Origin of the sequence: Brucella oryzae (genome assembly GCF_041929965.1) — a bacterium.
Lineage (GTDB): Bacteria > Pseudomonadota > Alphaproteobacteria > Rhizobiales > Rhizobiaceae > Brucella > Brucella oryzae.
The window spans coordinates 45,297-64,523 of record NZ_JBHEEO010000018.1 but is presented as its reverse complement, the minus strand read 5'-3'; the positions used below and the strand labels follow the sequence as shown (position 1 = coordinate 64,523).

The following is a 19,227-nucleotide window of genomic DNA, read 5'->3' as shown; positions in this document are numbered from 1 at the left end:
AGGGATGATTCTTATGGTTCAGGACCGGCGAATTGTTGCATTGTTTATTGGCAGTATCTCCTTGCTCGCATTTATTATTGGCGGCCCGTTGATTTACGCGGTTATGCTATCATTCTATTCGGCCCGTTCGTTTATGAGCGAACCCGAGTGGGTCGGCCTGAGCAACTACATCAAGGTATTGCAAGATCCTCTTTTCTGGAATTCGTTGACGAACGGCCTCACAATCGCGCTTTCGTCGATTGTCCTGCAGGTAGTTCTGGGCGTTGGAATAGCGATGGTGCTTAACAAGCGCTTTGTTGGCCAGACCATTGCACGTTCGATCGCTATTCTTCCCTACTTCCTGCCGACAGTTGTCGCCTGCCTAGTGGCCCAATGGATTCTCGAGCCAAACTACGGATTGGTAAAGACCGCTCTGGCATCCATCGGTGTTGGAATGCTCGATTGGAGTTCTCATGCCTTCACGGCCAAAGGCACAATCATACTCGTCAGTGTGTGGTTGTGGACACCTTTTGTCGTAACCTGCGTTCTATCTGGTTTGCAGACGATCCCAACGCAACTTTACGAAGCTGCTCGCGTCGATGGCGCCGGTGCTTGGACGCAATTCTGGCACATCACGATACCAGGCTTACGCTCGGTTCTGATCGTGGTCATCCTTCTGCGTGGCATCTGGATGTTCAACAAGTTCGATCTGATATGGCTTTTGACAAAAGGCGGGCCGCTCAACCAGACAGAGACCTTGCCTACCTTAGCCTATCGGAAGTCGTTTATTGAGTACAACCTGGGCGGGGGCGCCGCTGTGGCAACGATCTCCTTCCTCCTGCTCTCAGGCGTCATTCTCATCTATCTGCGCCTGTTCCCCATCGATGATGCAAAGCAAGGGCGATAAGAAATGAAGAGCCATGTAGAGCGATTGCCCGTTGATTCCAGTCGCCAGATACCTGAGCGCGAACCGATTCGTCCGAGATCGTCGCTGCAACACGGGAGCAAGGTTCAGGAAAGCACTTTCTGGAAACCATTCAAAAAGCTATCGGCAAAAATTGCCCTTTATGCAACCGTACTCGTTATCTGTCTTTATTCACTCTTTCCGATATACTGGATGATCATTTCGAGCCTAAGGCCCGCGGAACGCCTTTTTCTCGATACATCTCTCGTTTTCTGGCCGCCGGACCTGACGTCTTACGTCTCCCTCTTCCGGCAGACGAATTATATCGTCAATTTTCTGAACAGCGCTCTGATGGCGGTTGCGACGATTACCGTCTCCCTCGTGCTGTCGGCATTTGTCGCTTACGGCGCCACCCGGCTGCGCTTTCGGGGCAAGACTATGCTCGTTGCATCGATGCTTTTTGCCTACATGTTCCCACCCCTCATGCTGGCCATCCCAATGGCGGCAGCTTTCCGAACGATCGGCCTCACCGACACACTGTGGGGGCTGTTGATCGCCCATCTCGCAATTTCGCTGCCGCTGGCGGTGTGGTTGCTCTGGGGTTTCTTCAAGTCAATGCCGTTTGACCTTGAGGAGGCTGCGATGGTTGACGGCTGTTCTCAGTTCGAAGCGTTCATCAAGGTCGTCTTGCCATTGTCCGCTCCCGGGCTCATCACTGTCGCCATCTTCTCGTTCCTTCTCTCTTGGGCCGACTATGTGTTCGCGCTGATACTTATTATGAGCGACCAAAGAAAGACGCTCCCCGTTGCTCTGCAGTCGTTGCTCGGCGCGCATGATTTGCGTTGGGGTGAAGTCTTGGCCGGCGCTTCGCTGATAGCTCTGCCTTTGTTTGTAATATTTATCTTTTGCTATCGGTACTTCGTCGCCGGGCTGTCAGCGGGTGCGGTGAAGGGATGATCCCGTCAAAAAGCGGCGGAAGATCGGCCGCCTTTTTGACTTGCGTTTGAAAAACATCACCGACCGGAGAAGGTCCATGTCGAGTTACGACTATATTATCATTGGTGCAGGTTCCGCCGGGTGTGTTTTAGCCACCCGCCTGAGTGAAGACGCCAATGTGAGCGTTTTGCTGATCGAGGCGGGCGGAGGGAAGTCGCTGTTTGTCGATATGCCCGCCGGAATCAGGATCCTCTATACGAGCGATCGGTACAACTGGCGCTTTTGGACTGAGCCGCAGCGACATCTTGACAATCGCCGGATCTATATTCCCAGGGGGAGGGTTATTGGAGGGTCGTCATCAATCAATTCGATGATCGCGATCCGCTGCAACCCTTGGGACTACGATTCGTGGGCGTCTCGGGGCATGCCTAAGTGGAGCTTTTCCGCAATGCTCCCCTATTTGCGCAGGATTGAGGATGCTAGCCTGGTTGTTCAGCCTGATAATGGAACGCGCGGGCACAGCGGACCCATCAAGCTTTCCTTCGGGCCACGGCGCTCGACCACGCAGGCGTTTGTCGACAGTCTCGTCGCTGCAGGTTTGCCTGAGAACAATGGATTCAACGGGTCGTCGCAGATAGGCGCGGGCTTCTACGAACTTACGATAGCACATGGAAAGCGGTCCGGCGCATTCAAGTACTTAGAACGCGCCAAGGGACGCCCAAACCTCACCATTCTGCCAAATTGTCATGTTCGTCGCATCAACGTTGAAGGAGGTTCTGCCAGTGGCGTGATCGTGGTTCAGAATGGCCGCGAGAGGACAATCAACTGTGATCGAGAAGTTCTGCTGACGGCAGGCGCAATCGGTTCGCCGCAGCTTTTGATGTTGTCGGGTATCGGGCCTGCTGATCATATGCGGTCTCTCGGCATTAAACCGGTTCACCACCTCCCGGGTGTGGGAGAGAATCTTCAGGACCATCTCGACTGCGCGGTTCGCTTCGAGGCATCGCAGCCGACGACGTTGACCCCCTATATGGGCCTCCTGAAAGGCGGGATGGCCGGTGCTCGATACATTCTCAAAGGCGATGGGCCGGCCGCTTCACAGGCCGTGGAGGCGGGGGCGTTTTGGGGCCCCGACCGATCGTCGCCGTTGCCGGAGTGGCAGGCGCACTTTGCTAACGTTCTCCGCAATCCGCCGCCCGGCGAGCGTATCGCTCACGGCTTCGCTGTTCGCGTATGTCAGCTCAGGCCACAAAGTCGCGGTACGGTGAGATTGCGAAGCGGGGACCCCGCCATTCCACCAGCAATCGACCCGCGTCTTGGGTCCGAGCATGCGGACCTCGCGAGTCTGAGAGATGGCGTGCGCGATATGTGCGATATGATGATGTGCGGACCACTCAAGAACTTCGTAAAACGCCCGATCGATGCGGAAGCCTTTGGCAATCTCTCCTCGCTGGAGACTTTCGTGCGAGCGCGGGCCGAGACGGTATATCATCCCGTTGGGACCTGTCGCATGGGTGCTGATGATGCATCGGTCGTGGACCCGAGCATGAAAGTCCGCGGTCTTGATGGTCTGCGGGTCGTCGACGGTTCGGTGATGCCAACGCTTCTAAGCGGCAATACAAACCTGCCCATTATGGCGATGGCCGAGAAAATCGCTGACGAACTTATTCACGGTGAAAGCTTTTCGCCTGAGTACCCGATCGCTGGGCAGATGCTTGCGCATGACGCGCATGGGCGCCGCCCGCCCTCCTCCTGAAAGCCTCCGTTTACCGTCCGCGGAACGCTGTAACGGTGCGAAAGCGCCCAAACCGTTTTCGTAGCTTTTGAACTCGCAGGGTACGATGGCTGATTTTGATGTTGATCTGGCAGTAATTGGTGGTGGTTCAGGCGGGGTCCGCGCGGCGCGGGTTGCTGCTAGCTATGGGGCCAAGGTCATTGTTGCTGAAGGAGATCGGGTTGGCGGGACCTGCGTCATCCGTGGCTGCGTGCCCAAAAAGCTTATGGTTTATGCTTCAGATTTCCAGAAAGAGATCGGGAACGCGGCGGGCTTCGGATGGTCGATTCCCCCAGCGAAATTCGATTGGGGAGTATTGACGGGAAATAGAGACAGGGAAGTCTCCCGTCTCGAAGCCGCATATACGTCGGCGATTGAAAAGTCGGGAGCGCGCCTGGTAAAAGAGCGCGCGACGTTTCAGGATGCGCGCACCTTGCGTCTTTCCAATGGGGAAACTGTGCGCGCTCGTAATATATTGATTGCCACAGGCAGCACGCCCAACCATGGGGAAGTTTTACCAGGCCTCGAGCATGTCATCTCCTCAGATAAGGTCTTTGAGCTTCGTGAATTGCCGAGACGGATCATAATTCAAGGAGGAGGCTACATCGCGGTTGAGTTCGCATGCATATTTGCCGGTCTCGGTTCGAAAGTGACTTTGGTTTGTCGGAGCGACAACATCCTGCGCGGTTTCGATCAAGACATAAGGACACATGTTCGGGATGCTCTGGAGCAGCAGGAGATTAGGATTGTCACTGACTGCCGGATCAAAAGAGTCGACAGGATGGACGAAAGCAGTGGCGTATTGAAAGCTAGTCTTTCAAACGCTGAACAGCTCGTCGCCGACCAAGTCATGTTTGCGATCGGACGAAAGCCCAACACTCAAGGCCTAAATCTCCAGAAATCTGGCGTTGCGCTAAGTGCTGACAGCGGCGGCGTCGCGGTCAACGAGAACTCGCAGACGAATGTGCCCCATATCTATGCGGTCGGCGACGTGACAAATCGCGTCAACCTTACCCCTGTAGCCGTGCGCGAAGCGCAGGCCTTTGCAGATTCGGTATTTGGCAAGCGTCCCACGCAGGTCGACTATACGGATATCCCGACTGCGGTTTTCTCGCGTCCGGAAGTCGGATCAGTTGGACTATCGGAGGCACAAGCCTGTGCCCGGTTTGAAAGGGTGGACATCTACAAAACGGATTTCCGGCCGATGAAGGTTGCCCTCTCCCACAGCTCCGAACGAATGATGATGAAACTCGTCGTGGATGCCGATTCCGGGAGGGTCGTCGGCTGCCATATTGTCGGATCTGGCGCTGCGGAGATCATCCAGGCAGTTGCGATTGCGATAAGAATGAAAGCCGTAAAGGAGGACTTTGATGCAACAATGGCTCTTCATCCAACAGCGGCGGAAGAACTTGTCACGATGCGGACACCGACCAAGCGCTGCGTTCGATAATGCATTTGTGTAGTCAGTCGGACTCTTCTTGCTTCACCTCAATGCGCTGGGAAGACCATGCTGAGGCGGTCGAACTTCGGTCTTAGGGGTGCTCGCAGCTCTCATCTTTGCTACCATGAAAGCTAATAACGGCTAATCACATGAACAGCCCCTCTAACCGCGTGTGGATAATAGTCAACGATGGATTCGAAGGCGTTGCGATAAGCTATTTGGACGTCTCAGCTGCTGGCAACTTCCAGCAGCCTTCAACTCATCCATTTTCACTCGTGAGAACAATTCGTCGATTTATCAGCAATTTATGTCGATCAGCATTCACGAGGACATATTAGCACATGCCTCTGTCGAGCCACGCATTTCCTAATCGAAGTGCTCTGAGTCAACCGCAGCACTCTGAATAGCCACAGGATCTCGGAGGCTCCATGTGCGGATGTATATGGACCCCGCCCAATTGCAACAGTCGGCTGGATCAGGATCGATGGTCACAACTGCTGATGTATATCCGGCTGCGTGATGCGGCTGGACAACGTCTTCGCCGCGAGCCTCGATGGGTTGATGGGTTTTCGCCGCTTCCACCTCAAAGCCCCGATGACATTGGTTAACGCCATGCCGGTCCACACATCAGGTTCTGGAAGCGACGGGGTGACCGTTTCGCCATCTCCTGCCATTGGCTGCAATTGGCGGGGTGGGACCTCCTTTAGTTATTGGCCGCTTCTATTCAGGCCGCCTTCACCGACAGCGCGGCCCCTTTGCGGAAGTCGACCGGCGTGCTCGCAACATAAACCGTCACGCCCGAAGGGATGCTTGAGTACGTTCAGCTGGCGTATCTGGTCTGGTCGGTGCAGGTGCGCCAGCGGACGCAGCTGATCGACGCTTTGCGCGGGCATCTTGCCGAACGCGGCATCATCGCACCACAAGGTCCGGCTCACCTGAAAACCTTAGCTGCCGCGATTGATGCCGCCGAACCAGCGATGCCCCAACTGGTCCTCGACCTTGGTCGCGTACCTCGAGCAGGTCGACCGGTTGAGCCGCGAAGATTGGAGAGCTGGAGAAATCCTTCGCCGTGAAGCCCCACGCGGGGAGGATACACCCACCTTCGGACCACGCCGGGAATTGGCCCGATCACGGCCATGGCGGTGGAAGCGTGTGCGCCCCCAATGGCGACCTTAAGCGAGGTCGCGACTATAGCGGTGGCGCAGTTCGGAGCGTGATCTGCTCCGAGAGCCATTGACTGAGAAAACTGGATATGCCAAATTGGTCAAACCAGATCGCGATGTTTTCCCAAACGATGCGCACCTGGATGGTTGGACGTCGAAAATCTCGAAGGAGGAAGCGCCGTGGCGAAGGAAAAGAGCGGCTACTATGGCACGCGAAGGAAATTCTGGTCGTGGGGATATGAAGGTGAAGATAACTCCCAGGACGAAATCCGTACCATGCGAGACCGCGTGGAGCAGCGGCTTGGGATTAAGGATATCGAAGTTCTCTCGGACCCGACCCTTGATGAGATTGAACTTTATCCGTCGCGCATAAAGATCCCGCGAACGCTGGAAGATTTCTGCACCACGGAAAAGTGGGACAGAGTTGTCCATACCTACGGTAAGGGTTTTAAGGACATGACCCTTATCTACCGGCGCGATTTCAAGAAGGCTCCGGACGTCGTGGCCTATCCGCGCGACGAAGAAGATATTGCCGCCATCTTCGACTGGTGTGGCGAAAACGGCTATGCATGCATACCGTATGGCGGTGGATCGAGCGTCACAGGAGGCTTCTGGGGTCCCGAGCGCGACGCCTTTCCCGGCGTGGTCGTTATTGACCTGGGCAACCTCAACCAGATTCTCGAAATCGACCCTGTGTCACGCTGCGCGCGGATCCAGGCAGGCATTCTCGGGCCGGCTCTGGAAGAACAACTGAAGCCGCACGGCCTCACCCTGCGCCATATTCCGCAATCGTGGGAATTCTCATCGCTGGGCGGCTGGATCGCAACCCGGTCGTCCGGTCACTATGCGACCCATCTCACGCATATCGACGACATGGTGGAAAGCCTGCGCGTCGTCACGCCAGCGGGGACGATCCAGAATCGCCGGCTGCCTGCCTCAGGTGCGGGACCAAATCCGGATCGCATGTTCATCGGGTCTGAAGGCACGATGGGCATCATCACTGATGCATGGATGCGTCTGCAGGGGCGTGTGAAATTCCGTGCGAATGCATCGATCTCCTTCAAGTCGTTCTATGAGGGTGCCAAGGCCGTCCGTCAAATCACCCAAGCGGGACTGTTCCCGGCGAACGCTCGCTATCTCGACGAGCAGGACGCCAAATTCTACGGCGCTGGAGACGGCACCGATTCCGTCTTGCTGCTGGGCTTCGAATCCGCCGACCATCCGGTGGACGCATGGCTGGAGCGTGGTCTCGAAATCTGCAAGGACTTCGGTGGCGTCGTGAAGCAGCGCGCGGGAACAGCAGACAACGCGCTGGAAACCAGCCGCAGCGGGCCGCAGGGTAACTGGCGGCACCAGTTCAGGTATCTGCCCCGGCTGATGCATACGCGCGCTGCGATGGGAATCGTGAGCTTCACGTTCGAAACCGCCTATACTTGGGATCGGTTCGAAGAAGTCGATACCGAGATCATGCGTCGCGTGCGAACGGCCCAGAAGGAACATCTTGGCGGTGGCATCGTCTGCCGCAGGTTCTCCTTCCTGTATCCGGACGGTCCGGCTCCATACTACTCGATCATGGCTCCTTCGACACATGCCAACAGCCTCGAAGCCTATTCGATGCTCCACGACGTGGCGTCGGACGCCCTAATAGAGCTCGGCGCCACCATCACGCACCATCATGCTGTCGGCAAATCGTTCCGTCCTTGGTACGACAAAGAAGTCGATCCGTTGTTCCGCCGTGTGCTGGCAGCCGCCAAGACCGAGCTGGACCCGAAGTGGATGTTGAATCCTGGGCTGATCGTCGACAAGCCCACAGGGCTCAAGATCGTCGGATAGGGGTTCTTCAGCGATGATTGATCTATACTTCTGGCCAACCCCCAACGGGTATAAAGCCGCTATAATGCTTGCAGAGCTGGACTTGGAGTACCGTGTTATTCCGGTTGATATAACCGCAGGAAAGCAATTTGAGCCGGAATTCCTGAAGATCAATCCAAACAACAAAGTGCCGGCCATCGTTGACCACGATGGCCCGCACAACAAGCCTTACGCTGTTTTTGAATCGGCGGTTGTTCTACTCTATCTTGCGGAAAAGTCCGGAAAGTTCCTTTCTCAGGACCCGGAAAAACGATACGATACGCTAAAGTGGCTTGTGTTTCAGAATACCACGATGGGCCCAATGCTGGGCCAAGCACATCATTTCATGGTGTATGCGACTGAGAAGATCGATTACGCCATCGAACGTTACGACCGGGAAGTTGGTCGAATATACAACATTCTCGAGAAGCGCCTTGCCGAATATGAATATCTCGCCGGCGAGTATTCTATCGCTGACATCAGCACATTCCCTTGGGTTCGCACGCGGAAATTGCATCGACGCGACCTGTCGGAGTACCCGAACATTGATCGTTGGTACCAGGCGATCAAAGACCGTCCGGGGGTTCGTGCGGGCATAGACACATTGTCCGACAGCAAGCAGTGGGAAGCGAAGCCGGGCACCGACGCTTGGAAGAATATGTTCGGAAAGAACGGCAGTTCGTAACAATCACACAAAATCCTCCCAGGCCTCAGGCGCGGCGGTCTATTCGTCGCGCCTGAGGCCGCGTAGGGGCAGTTGATGCAGGGCGGTCCCTATGGGGCTGGCGCAGGATCTTGGAAATTTTGCGCGGCCGAAATGCCGTTTGAAATCGCCCAATACGTGACCACGAACTCGGCTGATGGATCCACTATCTACTTGACAGCCAGTAAATTGGATGACCAAATTGGATATACCAATTGCCGCGCAGGCTATCAGGATTTGGGGAAATTGAGATGGATTTTTTGGCCGAGCTGCCTCGTCGCATTCATATGATCTTGGAGGAAGGGGCAACGTTCGGCGACTCCCGTATCGCCTTTACAGATGAAAACGGGATTGATTGGTCCTTCCGCCGGCTGATCGACACGGTCGCAGCTGTCTCTGATGAAATGCGACAACTCGGGGTTCGGCAGGGTGATCGGGTGATGATCATCTGCGAAAACTCGATCAGGGCTGTGGTTCTAATGTATGCAGCAAGCCGGTTGGATGCATGGGCGGTGCTAGCGAATGCCCGGCTCAGCAAGCATGAACTTGCCCTTATTGAAGAGGATTGCCAGCCGCGGCGTATATTTCGCACCGATTCCAACTTGTCTGCACAAAATGCGGACGACGGCAATGCTGATGTTCGGCTCTTTACTGATATCGGCGCCGTAACGGTTGGTCCGTTAAATGAGAACAGCCAGCCGGAAGAAGTTCACGAAGGATCCGCAGAGCAAGTCGCCGTTCTGATCTATACTACCGGGACCACGGGGCGCCCTAAGGGCGTCATGCTTAGCCATCGCAATTTGATTTTCGTCTCAAGCAGGGGAAGACGAACACAGTCTCTCGCTCCCGATGATGTCGCCCTGTGTGTCATGCCGATATCTCATTCGTACGGGCTCGTGTTGATGCAAGGCATGTTGTACGCTGGCGCGCGTATGAAAATTATGCCACGATTTTCACTACAGGAGGCCCTAGATGCTGTTCGCAGCGGAGAGTTGACGGTTTTCAACGCCGTTCCAGCCATGCTGACACGGGTGGTGGCACATGTTGAACAGACGGGCGAAAAGCTCACGCCAAATAACCTCCGGTACGTCTACACGGGCACCGCGCCGCTCGACCTGTCACTGCGTAAAAATGTCGAACGGCTGTTCGGCGTGGTCTTACAGAACGGATACGGATTGACTGAAACGTCGCCGACGATCAGCCGGTCTCACTATTCGATTGGCACCGACGACATCCATATTGGTCCACCGATAGAAGGGGTCGAGATCCGGATCGTCGGGCCTGACGGTCTCGATGTCCCAGAGGGAAAGCCGGGAGAATTGCTGGTCCGGGGCCCCAATGTGATGTTGGGATACTATCGCCAGCCGAAAGCGACCGCCGAAGTTATCGACGAGGATGGCTATCTTCACACAGGCGATATCGTCAGTCGCAACGAACGCGGCGAACTGGTTATTCAAGGCCGATCAAAGGAATTGATCATTCGCTCCGGCTTCAATGTCTATCCTCCGGAAGTCGAAGCCGCCCTGAATGCACATCCCAGCATTCTAAATTCCGCCGTGCTCGGACGTCCTGTTGAGGGAAATGAGGAAATTATTGCCTTCGTTGAAATGTTGCCTGAACGGCAGTGCGAGGTGGATGAGATTAAGTCCTTTCTGAAGAGCCGCCTTGCCCAGTATAAGCTGCCGCAACAGATTATCGTTATGCACGATTTGCCGGTCGCTCCGAATGGAAAGATAAAGAAGAACGACTTGAAGAAATATCTCTAGATAGTTTGAGCTGTCGGTTCGACACTTCCTTCCGAAGCGCTCTGGACCATGAGTCCGACCCATATAGTATCTCCGACAAGGTCCGCAATCCCGCAAAAAACTCGATATGGAGAACCCGCCTCGCCATGACAACCTTGCATGCTAACCTGATCGATGGAGCTTGGGTCGAAGGCGAAGCCGCGCCGAACATTAACCCCTCCAACACCAACGAAGTCGTCGGCACCTATGCGCGTGCTACTCGAGCTGACTCCCAAGCCGCGATCGCCGCCGCTAAACGTACGTTCCCGACATGGTCGCGCACGAGCCCTTTGGAGCGTCACGCGGTGTTGCGCAAGGCGGCAGACGAAATTCTCGCCCGCAAGGACGAACTCGGCCGACTTTTGTCGCGCGAGGAAGGCAAATCGTTGGCCGAAGCAGTCGGCGAAACGATTCGTGCGGCCCAGGTTTTCGATTACTTCGCGGGCGAAACGCTACGGCTGGCCGGCGAAACGTTGCCCTCTGTGCGTCGGGGTGTCGTGGTGGATGTGACGCGTGAGCCGGTCGGCGTGATCGCTATCATCACGCCGTGGAACTTCCCAATCGCCATTCCGGCGTGGAAAATTGCGCCGGCGCTCTGCTACGGCAACACTGTGGTATTCAAGCCGGCTGATCTCACCCCTGGCTGCGCTTGGGAGCTGGTTGACATTCTCCACCGCGCCGGGCTGCCAAAGGGCGTACTCAATCTCGTAATGGGCCGTGGTTCGGTCGTCGGCCAGACCATGCTCGATAGCCCCGACGTAGATGCGATAAGCTTCACAGGCTCAGTGGAGACCGGCCGGCGTGTGGCGGCCTCCTGCGTCGAACACGGCAGGAAGTTCCAACTCGAGATGGGCGGTAAGAATCCGCTGGTCGTGCTCGATGATGCGGACCTCAACGTGGCGGTCGACTGCGCCGTCAACGGTGCATACTTCTTAACTGGCCAGCGCTGCACGGCTTCCTCACGGCTGATCGTCACCGAAGGCATCCACGATCGTTTTGTCTCGGCAGTTACCGAAAAGCTTAGGAGCCTCGTCGTCGACGACGCGCTCAAGCCGGGAACGCAGATCGGTCCGGTGGTGGACGAGAACCAACTCAGTCAGGACGAGAAGTATATCGCCATTGGCCGTGAGGAGGGCGCTAAGCTGGTGTGTGGAGGCGAAAGGCTGAACCGTGAGACGCCCGGCTTCTTCTTGCAGCCTGCCTTGTTCACCGAGGCAACCAATAATATGCGCATCAGCCGCGAAGAGATTTTTGGTCCCGTCGCGGCGGTAATTCGTGTCAAGAATTATGAAGAGGCGCTGGAGACCGCGAACGATACGGCATTCGGCCTGTCCTCGGGGATCTGCACGGCCAGCCTGAAACATGCGACGCACTATAAGCGCAATGCCGACGCCGGCATGATTTTTGTCAATCTGCCCACTGGCGGCGTCGACTTCCATGTGCCGTTCGGCGGCCGCAAGGCATCGAGCTTCGGCCCTCGCGAACAGGGCCGCTACGCCGCCGAGTTCTACACGACCGTCAAAACGGCCTATACGCTGGCCTGACGGGCTAATGCCGGTCCGCTTACCAGCCCCGAGGTGCCCGCGCCGTGACGGCTTCGCCCATGGCGCAGGCCGCTGGAACGATCCCGCCGGGGCGACCTTGCCTCGCTCGGCCGCGCGAGAGTCGAATAACACCTGCCGCGATTGCCAGGCAGGTACTGGCGGCGCCAATTACTCAGGGAAGAAGCAGCTCGTGCAGCCGGAACGCTTCGTGAGGTCGAAGCATGCTCGGGATCTGCCAAATAATGCACTCTGCGATACTACGAGGTCGGCGCCTGAACTAGAGCAAGAGATGTTCCCACGGGCCTCCTAGGAAGCCGTGATAGCGGATCAACCACCAGTTCCTGCTGTTCGATCAGCCGGCGAAAATTCTGCTTGTGGACCAGACGGCCGGCATGCGCCTCCACCGCGCGCTGCTGCAACTGCAGCAGCGTAAACTGCGGCGGCATCAGTTTGAACACGCGTGATCTGGTCGAAAAGCCAGTCGTTCCGGCCGTCTGACTCTAGAGGAATTCGCCCGATGCAAGCCTTCACCTTCAATACGACCCCCTCGATCGTCTTCGAAGCCGGTTCGGCCAAGCGCTTCGGCGCGATCGCAGGCAAACGGCTGGGCCCGACGGTGCTGTTCGTGACCGATCCCGGCCTGCGCAAACTCGGCCTGTGCGACGCAGCCATCGCCTCACTGGAAAGCGTCGGAGCGTCGGTTGCGATTTTCGATTCCGTTGAAGCCGATCCTTCGCTGGCGACCGTGATGAAGGCGGTGGAAAATGGTCGTTCAGCCGGCGCGACCGGCGTCGCAGGCTTCGGCGGCGGCTCGTCGCTCGACGTGGCGAAAGTGGCCGCACTTCTTCTCGGCTCCGGCGAAGACATCGACGGCGCCTGGGGCGTGGCGCAGGCGAAGGGACCGCGCCTGCCTCTGGTGCTGGCGCCCACCACGGCAGGAACAGGCTCGGAAGTCACCCCGGTTTCAATCATTACCGTCGGTGACGAGGAGAAGCGCGGCGTGTCCAGCGCTATCATCCTGCCGGACATTGCGGTGCTCGATCCGGAACTAACGCTGGGCCTGCCGCCGGCAATCACCGCAGCCACCGGCGTCGACGCGATGGTGCACGCAATCGAAGCCTATGCCTCGAAGAACGCCAACAACAATCCGCTGTCGAAGATGCTGGCCAGACAGGCCCTGCAACTCATCGGCGCCAGCATCGAAAAAGCGGTGCTTGACGGTAAGGATGTCGAGGCGAGGGGGGCGATGTTGCTCGGCTCCATGCTCGCCGGTCAAGCCTTCGCCAATTCGCCGGTGGCCGCCGTCCACGCGCTTGCCTATCCGATCGGGGGGACGTTCCATGTCCCGCACGGCCTCTCGAACGCACTTGTCCTGCCGCATGTCCTGTGCTTCAACGCGCCCGACGCCGCCCATCTCTACGCCGAGATCGCCACGGACGCTTTCCCACGTCTCGCACAAGAGGAAGGTGTGCAGGGGCGCTGCGCGGCGTTCATTGAGGAACTGGCCTCGCTATCGAAAAGACTTGGCCTGCAGCCGCGCCTGCGGGATGTCGGCATCGGCGAAGAGCATCTGAAAAAGATGGCGGCGGATGCGATGAAGCAGCAGCGGTTGTTGGTCAACAATCCGCGCAATGTCTCGGAGCCGGATGCGCTCGCCATCTATCGCGCGGCATGGTGAGACGATGAGCGAGCGGTCTTCACCCACGTCGCGCAATGCCTACAACGCGTTTCGCACAATCACCACGGCTGGATGGATAACGACATCTATGGTGACATGAACAAATGCGGTGCATTATTCGCTGTTCGACACTGCGGTGAATGGCTGGCTGATCGGCGAGGGCCTGCTGGACATCCATGGCGGCGACCAGATTGGGCTCGTCGTCGAAACCGGGTGCCGCTATTTTTCTGAACTTGCTTTCCCCGATAAGGTAACGGCCGGTATCCGCGTCGCCAGGCTCGGAACGTCCTCCGTTCGCTATGAGGTTGCCCTGTTTCGGAATGAAGAAGAGATCGCCGCGCTGAAGGCTTCTTCGTCCACGTCTAGCTAGGGAAGGAGGTCGGCAACGCTCCTCACTGTGCGGTCAGAATACCGGCACCAGGGAGACATCTCCAAGACGCCGTCAGCTTGTCAGCAATCAGTCTGCTTGCCGTCCCCGGGCCCAGCAATCGCAGAAGCTACCCCACGCTCCAGTTTACCCGGAATGGCGCTGTTGTAGGGGTCAGAACAAGCACCGCAATCAGATCCACGTTCACTTCGTGGCCCTGGTCCCGTTTTCTGGTTCTCCTCAGTGTTTTTGGAGGGAGTATCTTCCATTGCGTACGGCTTGTGTCCGAAGCCTCCGTCGAGGCTGATTGGTTCAACTTCCGACGAACGTGGACTGCCCCCGACCAGCCGTCAACGTCTCCGGCGACATGAAGTTTTTGTTCTTCGCATCTGCACAAAATTGTGCCAAACGCCCTCAGGCGGTTAACGTAAGGGAAGGAATGCCATGAGCGCGACAGGTGAAGTGAAGGCCCTGACGCCCCCCGATATCGTGTCACACAAGGGTGGGACGCCGCTGGTTTGTCTCACTGCCTACACGACACCGATGGCGAGGCTTGTCGATACCACCTGCGATATCGTGCTTGTCGGTGACAGCGTTGGCATGGTGCTGCACGGCTTGCCGTCCACGCTGGGCGTCACGCTCGACATGATGATCATGCACGCACAAGCGGTGCGCCGTGGCATCGAGCGGGCACTGATGGTTGTGGACATGCCGTTCGGGTCCTATGAGGAAGGGCCCGAACAGGCCTTTCGCAATGCCGCCCGGCTGATGGCCGAGACCGGCTGCGCCGCCGTCAAGCTCGAGGGCGGCGAGAGTATGGCGGAGACGATCCAGTTCCTGGTCGCGCGCGGCATTCCGGTGATGGCGCATGTCGGCCTGACACCACAGGCAGTCAATACTTTTGGCGGCTACAAGGTGCAGGGGCGTGGCAACGATGCGGAACGCATCTTGCGCGATGCCGACGCGGTTTCAAAAGCCGGCGCGTTTGCCGTTGTGCTGGAGAAGGTGCCGGAAGCGCTCGCTCGCAGGATTACCGCCGACATTGCCATCCCCACCATCGGTATCGGCGCCTCGTCAGCCTGTGACGGCCAAATCCTGGTGGTCGACGACATGCTTGGCATGTTCACGGACTTCCGGCCGAAATTCGTCAAGCGCTACGCTGAACTCGGGGAGCGGGCACAAGCCGCGATCGCAGCCTACGCAAACGAAGTGCGCGAGCGGCGCTTTCCAGGTGCAGAGCATGTCTTTCGCGATCAGCCCAAAACGATCAAGGGTGGAGAAGCGGCATGAATGTTCCGATTGTCAGGGCCGTGGCGGATCTTCGCACGATCGTTGCGGGATGGCGTCGCGAAGCAGCCAGCATTGCTGTGGTGCCCACTATGGGTGCCTTGCATGAAGGGCATCTCAGCCTGGTGCGTGCCGCGCTCGAAAAGGCCGACCGGGTGATCGTGACGCTGTTCGTCAATCCAAAGCAGTTCAACAGCGCAGCCGATCTTGCCGCCTATCCGCGTACCGAGGTGGAGGACGCTGCAAAGCTGGCGCCACTGGGTGCGCATCTGCTTTACGCGCCGGACGCTGCTGAAATCTATCCGGAGGGTTTTGCCACCGCGGTTTCGGTCGGCGGCGTCAGCGAGGGCCTGTGCGGCGCGTTTCGGCCGGGTCATTTCGATGGCGTCGCCACCGTCGTCGCCAAACTGTTCCTGCAGACCGGAGCCGATCTCGCGTTTTTCGGCGAGAAGGATTTCCAGCAGCTTCATGTGGTTCGCCGCATGGCGCGGGATCTGGACATTCCGATCACCGTCATCGGCTGTCCGACAGTCCGCGAAGAAGACGGGCTGGCGCTCTCTTCGCGCAACGTCCGGCTCTCACTGGCGGAGCGACTGGCTGCACCGAAGCTCGCGTCGATTCTGCACACAGCAGCCGGACAGATCGCCAACGGAGCGCCGGTCAGCCTGACACTGGCTGAGGCGCGCGCTGCCATCCTTTCGGCAGGCTACCGGGAGGTGGAATATCTGGAATTGCGAGCAGACGCCGATCTTCGGCCTTTGAACGCACTTTACTGTCCCGCGCGTCTGCTGGTGGCCGCCTGGCTCGGCAACACACGACTGATCGACAATGTCGAAGTTGTTCCCCTGCTGTCGCTTAGCAGTTAACCGAAAGAATGCGCCGGTTTGGTTCGGGTTGACCATTTAATCATGAGAATATGGGCTGCGGGATTCTCAAATTAACTGCAATTGCAGGGAAGGCCTCGGCCGGTGGGCTTGAGCAGTTCGCCCTGCGGCTTGGTTAAACGGAGCCAGTCCGCCCAGTTATCTGGCTGGAGCACGACCACCTGACGATCATGGTAGGGCGCGACGTCCGGCCCTGGACTCGTCGTCAGCATCGTGAAGGAGGCTGGGTGATTGCCCTGGGCCTCACGCCATAGCCCGGCGATGGCCATGAAGGGGGCTCCGATCAGGCTGAAGCGATGTTTGGTTTTGGGGTACTTCTTGCCGGTGAATTCGTAGAATCCCGATGCCGGGATCAGGCAGCGCTTGCTGTCGGCGAAGTCTCGCCCTTCCGATCTAAAATTGAAGACCGGCCCACCCCTGGGCCCCGATGGCGGGAAGCTGAAGTTCATCTGGACGAGTTCGATCATGTCGCCGGCCGCACGCATGACCGGTCCCATATCGTTGATCCTGATATCGTCCGCCTGGGGCAGATCGAGTTCTGTCTGTTGCGTTGGTATCTCCAGCTCCAACGCCTGCATCATCTGGCAGTATTCAACCCAGCGAACGTGTTGCTCATAGGCATTGCACATCCGGTAAGGATAGCGTGAACTTCAAAATCTTTCGAGGGGTGGGGCGTCTTCCTCCGGAACCGGACTGTCGGCGAAGCTGAAGCCCCGCGGTGCGGGTCTTCACCCTCCGGGCGTCCATCCCTGACGCGGGCAGGGGCATTCGTGCAGTTGGGGGGAGTGCTTCTGAGATGCTGAGGGCGATTTTGGCGTGGGTAGAGAGGCGGCGTGCGATCCGTCGCCGATGGCGGGAAGACGCCAGGCGCCTCGTCCGTCTCCACGGCCCGACTGCCTATTATGAGGCACAACGGCTTGCCGCAACATCCCGCGCGATCGAAGACGGCCAGTTCCTCCACTGGGCAAAGGTAGCTGCCGAGGTGGCGCGGATAGAACCGTCGGCCGAGATGGATATCGACGTCGTCCGGTCGATTGTCGATCACGAACTTCGTCATCGAGTTCATTCGGATCCTGAGCCATGACACGAAGAGGCGGGTCGCCGCGACAATACTGAGGGCACGTCAAGCCCGGTCTCTGCAATGGCTCTCTGCTACCGGGAAGGATGCGACTGGGTGCGGATCCATCCACGCGCAGGTCCGCCCCCGCTTGCTGTGCTGGCTTCCTGGTCCAGGTCCGTCCTCCTCCAATCAACCCACAAGGGGTCCGCTACGCGAGCGTGCGGCCGCTGCGGCTTCGCCTGCGCGGTGATTGCGGCCGGGCCCCGGACCCGACGGGCACCAGAGCGGGGATCGGCCCCGCCCATGGACGGAGCCCTTCAATGTCGCACGATCTTTCACTCGCACAGAACCATGCCTGGAACCTCGCCCGCACCCTGATGGTGCCGGTTATTCTCTTCAAGGTCGACGACGAATACGGCGTCATGCCCGCCGACGAACTCGACGACGCCGAAATCGAGCCGCTCTTCGAATACGATCCCTACCAGGGCGGTCGGCCGGCTCATTGAGCCGGCCTTCCTCGCGCGCCAAGCGCCCGGCCGTCTGAAGGCCGGGTTGCGCGTCGCATCGTCCTTTCCCTGCTGGTGGCGGGACGCCACGAGCCCTTATTGGGACGAGGTTTTGCCGCTTGCGCCGGGAAGCCCGCAAGGGAGGCTGCGCCGCCCCGGCAAGCCGGTGCGCCCCTGCGGCCTTCCGGCTTCGCGGCCGACCTCGAGGCCTGCCGGAAAGGTAGACAAACAGATCTGGACAAGGAAAGGGCCGGACGCCCCGCGGCGCCGGCGGGATTGACCCATGGAGCAGCATGAAATCGAGACATTGCGAGACAAGGTGCCCTGCGCCGCCGTGCTCGAGCGCGAGGGCTGGACGGTGGACGTCAAGGAGAGCACCACACGCGCCGTGAAGTACCGGCGCGGGGCAGGCGAGATCATCATCGTCATCCACAATGGCAGGGGCTGGTTCGATCCACTCTCGGATGCCAAGGGCGACGTCTTCACCCTCGCCGGTCACCTGGCCGGTATCGCCTTTCCGGCGGCCGTCGAGGCGGTTCGCAGTCTCGTCGGCTATGTTCCGGCCACGCCGTCCTGGAATTGCCCGAAGCGCACAGGCATTCCACTTTCGATCACCGACCGATGGCGGCGCCGACGACCTCCAACCATCGGGTCTCGCGCCTGGCGATATCTGGCAGATGAGCGTGCGATCCCAGTATCCATTCTGCAGGCCGCTATCGCACAAGGCCTGCTGCGCGAGGGGCCGAGCGGCAGCATCTGGACGGCGCATGTCGACCAAACCAGGCAACTGATCGGTTGGGAAGAACGCGGCCCCCAGTGGCGCGGCTTCTCCACCGGCGGCAGCAAGCAACTGTTCCGTCTCGGCAACGAGGCTGCGCTTCGGCTCTGCGTCACCGAGGCGGCGATCGACGCCATGAGCCTTGCCGCACTCGAGGGCATGCGTGCCGACACCCTCTACGTCAGCACCGGGGGCGGGTGGTCGCCCGTCAGCGATAACGCGATCCGGTCGATCGCCTCGAACCCCGACATATTGATGGCCGCAGCCACCGACAACGATCGGCAGGGCGAGATCTATGCCCGTCGTTTGCAGGAGATCGTGCGTGAGACTGGGTGCCGGTACGAGCGGCTGCGGCCATCCACGCAGGACTGGAACAGCGATCTGAAAGGACAGGGGAAAGGAAACCCGGGAGTGGAAGGGGATATCAGAGCGGAATCGCTGCCGCATGCCCGGCCGTCGCGTCAAGGGAAGCTGCGCCCGGCTGGCGCCGGCCCTTGACCCGCCGGACCGGAGAGGCGGCCGCGGGAATGGGTGATGAGAAGGCATGAAGGTGATGATCCGGTCGGATGGACAGGATCGCGCTTGATG

General features: G+C 58.6%; 17 protein-coding genes and 1 pseudogene. 16 read left to right on the top strand and 2 right to left on the bottom strand.

Annotated elements, in window-relative coordinates; genetic code table 11:
• Window positions 1–13: 13 nt before the first annotated feature.
• The 9 genes from JNC70_RS17040 to JNC70_RS17000 all read left to right on the top strand — a co-directional run bounded on the left by JNC70_RS17040 (window position 14) and on the right by JNC70_RS17000 (window position 12,079).
• Window positions 14–886 (top strand): carbohydrate ABC transporter permease, encoded by an 873-nt coding sequence (locus JNC70_RS17040; RefSeq protein WP_374788734.1) that lies wholly within the window; start codon window positions 14–16, stop codon window positions 884–886.
• Between the two features lie 3 nt (window positions 887–889).
• The gene (locus tag JNC70_RS17035; RefSeq protein WP_093037037.1) at window positions 890–1,840 is read left to right on the top strand and encodes a carbohydrate ABC transporter permease; all 951 of its coding nucleotides are present in this window, start codon (window positions 890–892) and stop codon (window positions 1,838–1,840) included.
• 76 nt (window positions 1,841–1,916) lie between these two features.
• On the top strand, window positions 1,917–3,575 hold the full coding sequence (locus JNC70_RS17030; protein WP_077548353.1) for a GMC family oxidoreductase: 1,659 nt from the start codon (window positions 1,917–1,919) through the stop codon (window positions 3,573–3,575).
• 85 nt (window positions 3,576–3,660) lie between these two features.
• Window positions 3,661–5,043, top strand: coding sequence for a glutathione-disulfide reductase (gorA, locus tag JNC70_RS17025; protein ID WP_374788733.1), 1,383 nt, complete (start codon window positions 3,661–3,663; stop codon window positions 5,041–5,043).
• Window positions 5,044–5,840: 797 nt separating this feature from the next.
• Complete coding sequence (locus JNC70_RS17020) at window positions 5,841–6,107, top strand: hypothetical protein (protein WP_139274565.1); 267 nt, start codon at window positions 5,841–5,843, stop codon at window positions 6,105–6,107.
• A gap of 270 nt (window positions 6,108–6,377) precedes the next feature.
• Window positions 6,378–8,030 carry an FAD-binding oxidoreductase gene (locus JNC70_RS17015; RefSeq protein ID WP_093037046.1) on the top strand — a complete coding sequence of 551 codons (1,653 nt, stop codon included), beginning with the start codon at window positions 6,378–6,380 and terminating at the stop codon, window positions 8,028–8,030.
• Window positions 8,031–8,043: 13 nt separating this feature from the next.
• Window positions 8,044–8,733 carry a glutathione S-transferase N-terminal domain-containing protein gene (locus JNC70_RS17010; RefSeq protein WP_093037049.1) on the top strand — a complete coding sequence of 230 codons (690 nt, stop codon included), beginning with the start codon at window positions 8,044–8,046 and terminating at the stop codon, window positions 8,731–8,733.
• Between the two features lie 269 nt (window positions 8,734–9,002).
• Window positions 9,003–10,517, top strand: coding sequence for a class I adenylate-forming enzyme family protein (locus tag JNC70_RS17005; protein ID WP_093037052.1), 1,515 nt, complete (start codon window positions 9,003–9,005; stop codon window positions 10,515–10,517).
• Between the two features lie 125 nt (window positions 10,518–10,642).
• Window positions 10,643–12,079 carry an aldehyde dehydrogenase family protein gene (locus JNC70_RS17000; protein WP_093037055.1) on the top strand — a complete coding sequence of 479 codons (1,437 nt, stop codon included), beginning with the start codon at window positions 10,643–10,645 and terminating at the stop codon, window positions 12,077–12,079.
• A 332-nt stretch (window positions 12,080–12,411) separates the two neighbouring features.
• Here the strand turns inward: JNC70_RS17000 and JNC70_RS16995 are convergent.
• A pseudogene (locus JNC70_RS16995) lies at window positions 12,412–12,546 on the bottom strand (NrtR DNA-binding winged helix domain-containing protein); the annotation flags it as partial.
• A 50-nt stretch (window positions 12,547–12,596) separates the two neighbouring features.
• Here JNC70_RS16995 and JNC70_RS16990 point away from each other — a divergent pair.
• From JNC70_RS16990 to panC, 4 genes are all read left to right on the top strand, one after another.
• Window positions 12,597–13,757, top strand: coding sequence for an iron-containing alcohol dehydrogenase (locus JNC70_RS16990; protein WP_093037061.1), 1,161 nt, complete (start codon window positions 12,597–12,599; stop codon window positions 13,755–13,757).
• A 109-nt stretch (window positions 13,758–13,866) separates the two neighbouring features.
• Window positions 13,867–14,127, top strand: coding sequence for an acyl-CoA thioesterase (locus JNC70_RS16985; RefSeq protein ID WP_334155710.1), 261 nt, complete (start codon window positions 13,867–13,869; stop codon window positions 14,125–14,127).
• A gap of 441 nt (window positions 14,128–14,568) precedes the next feature.
• Window positions 14,569–15,414, top strand: coding sequence for a 3-methyl-2-oxobutanoate hydroxymethyltransferase (gene panB, locus JNC70_RS16980; protein ID WP_093037064.1), 846 nt, complete (start codon window positions 14,569–14,571; stop codon window positions 15,412–15,414).
• On the top strand, window positions 15,411–16,277 hold the full coding sequence (panC, locus tag JNC70_RS16975; protein WP_093037067.1) for a pantoate--beta-alanine ligase: 867 nt from the start codon (window positions 15,411–15,413) through the stop codon (window positions 16,275–16,277). Before panB ends, panC begins: the two co-directional genes overlap by 4 nt.
• A gap of 71 nt (window positions 16,278–16,348) precedes the next feature.
• Here panC and JNC70_RS16970 read toward each other — a convergent pair whose 3' ends face one another.
• Window positions 16,349–16,924: an SOS response-associated peptidase family protein gene (locus JNC70_RS16970; RefSeq protein ID WP_093037070.1), complete on the bottom strand. Its 576-nt coding sequence runs from the start codon at window positions 16,922–16,924 to the stop codon at window positions 16,349–16,351.
• A gap of 167 nt (window positions 16,925–17,091) precedes the next feature.
• Here JNC70_RS16970 and JNC70_RS16965 point away from each other — a divergent pair, with 167 nt between their 5' ends.
• From JNC70_RS16965 to JNC70_RS16955, 3 genes are all read left to right on the top strand, one after another.
• Complete coding sequence (locus tag JNC70_RS16965) at window positions 17,092–17,379, top strand: hypothetical protein (protein WP_093037342.1); 288 nt, start codon at window positions 17,092–17,094, stop codon at window positions 17,377–17,379.
• A 296-nt stretch (window positions 17,380–17,675) separates the two neighbouring features.
• Window positions 17,676–17,861: a hypothetical protein gene (locus tag JNC70_RS16960; protein WP_093037073.1), complete on the top strand. Its 186-nt coding sequence runs from the start codon at window positions 17,676–17,678 to the stop codon at window positions 17,859–17,861.
• A gap of 283 nt (window positions 17,862–18,144) precedes the next feature.
• Window positions 18,145–19,137 carry a DUF3991 and toprim domain-containing protein gene (locus JNC70_RS16955; protein ID WP_154386603.1) on the top strand — a complete coding sequence of 331 codons (993 nt, stop codon included), beginning with the start codon at window positions 18,145–18,147 and terminating at the stop codon, window positions 19,135–19,137.
• Window positions 19,138–19,227 lie beyond the last annotated feature (90 nt).

Excerpts from the sequence above, each read along its gene's own strand:
- JNC70_RS17005 (WP_093037052.1), top strand. The coding sequence starts at position 9,003 with ATGGATTTTTTGGCCGAGCTGCCTCGTCGCATTCATATGATCTTGGAG.
- JNC70_RS17000 (WP_093037055.1), top strand. The coding sequence starts at position 10,643 with ATGACAACCTTGCATGCTAACCTGATCGATGGAGCTTGGGTCGAAGGC.
- JNC70_RS17010 (WP_093037049.1), top strand. The coding sequence starts at position 8,044 with ATGATTGATCTATACTTCTGGCCAACCCCCAACGGGTATAAAGCCGCT.
- panB (WP_093037064.1), top strand. The coding sequence starts at position 14,569 with ATGAGCGCGACAGGTGAAGTGAAGGCCCTGACGCCCCCCGATATCGTG.
- JNC70_RS16970 (WP_093037070.1), bottom strand. The coding sequence starts at position 16,924 with ATGTGCAATGCCTATGAGCAACACGTTCGCTGGGTTGAATACTGCCAG.
- JNC70_RS16955 (WP_154386603.1), top strand. The coding sequence starts at position 18,145 with ATGGAGCAGCATGAAATCGAGACATTGCGAGACAAGGTGCCCTGCGCC.
- JNC70_RS17030 (WP_077548353.1), top strand. The coding sequence starts at position 1,917 with ATGTCGAGTTACGACTATATTATCATTGGTGCAGGTTCCGCCGGGTGT.
- JNC70_RS16965 (WP_093037342.1), top strand. The coding sequence starts at position 17,092 with ATGCTGAGGGCGATTTTGGCGTGGGTAGAGAGGCGGCGTGCGATCCGT.
- gorA (WP_374788733.1), top strand. The coding sequence starts at position 3,661 with ATGGCTGATTTTGATGTTGATCTGGCAGTAATTGGTGGTGGTTCAGGC.
- JNC70_RS17020 (WP_139274565.1), top strand. The coding sequence starts at position 5,841 with ATGCTTGAGTACGTTCAGCTGGCGTATCTGGTCTGGTCGGTGCAGGTG.
- JNC70_RS17040 (WP_374788734.1), top strand. The coding sequence starts at position 14 with ATGGTTCAGGACCGGCGAATTGTTGCATTGTTTATTGGCAGTATCTCC.
- panC (WP_093037067.1), top strand. The coding sequence starts at position 15,411 with ATGAATGTTCCGATTGTCAGGGCCGTGGCGGATCTTCGCACGATCGTT.
- JNC70_RS16960 (WP_093037073.1), top strand. The coding sequence starts at position 17,676 with ATGTCGCACGATCTTTCACTCGCACAGAACCATGCCTGGAACCTCGCC.
- JNC70_RS16990 (WP_093037061.1), top strand. The coding sequence starts at position 12,597 with ATGCAAGCCTTCACCTTCAATACGACCCCCTCGATCGTCTTCGAAGCC.
- JNC70_RS17035 (WP_093037037.1), top strand. The coding sequence starts at position 890 with ATGAAGAGCCATGTAGAGCGATTGCCCGTTGATTCCAGTCGCCAGATA.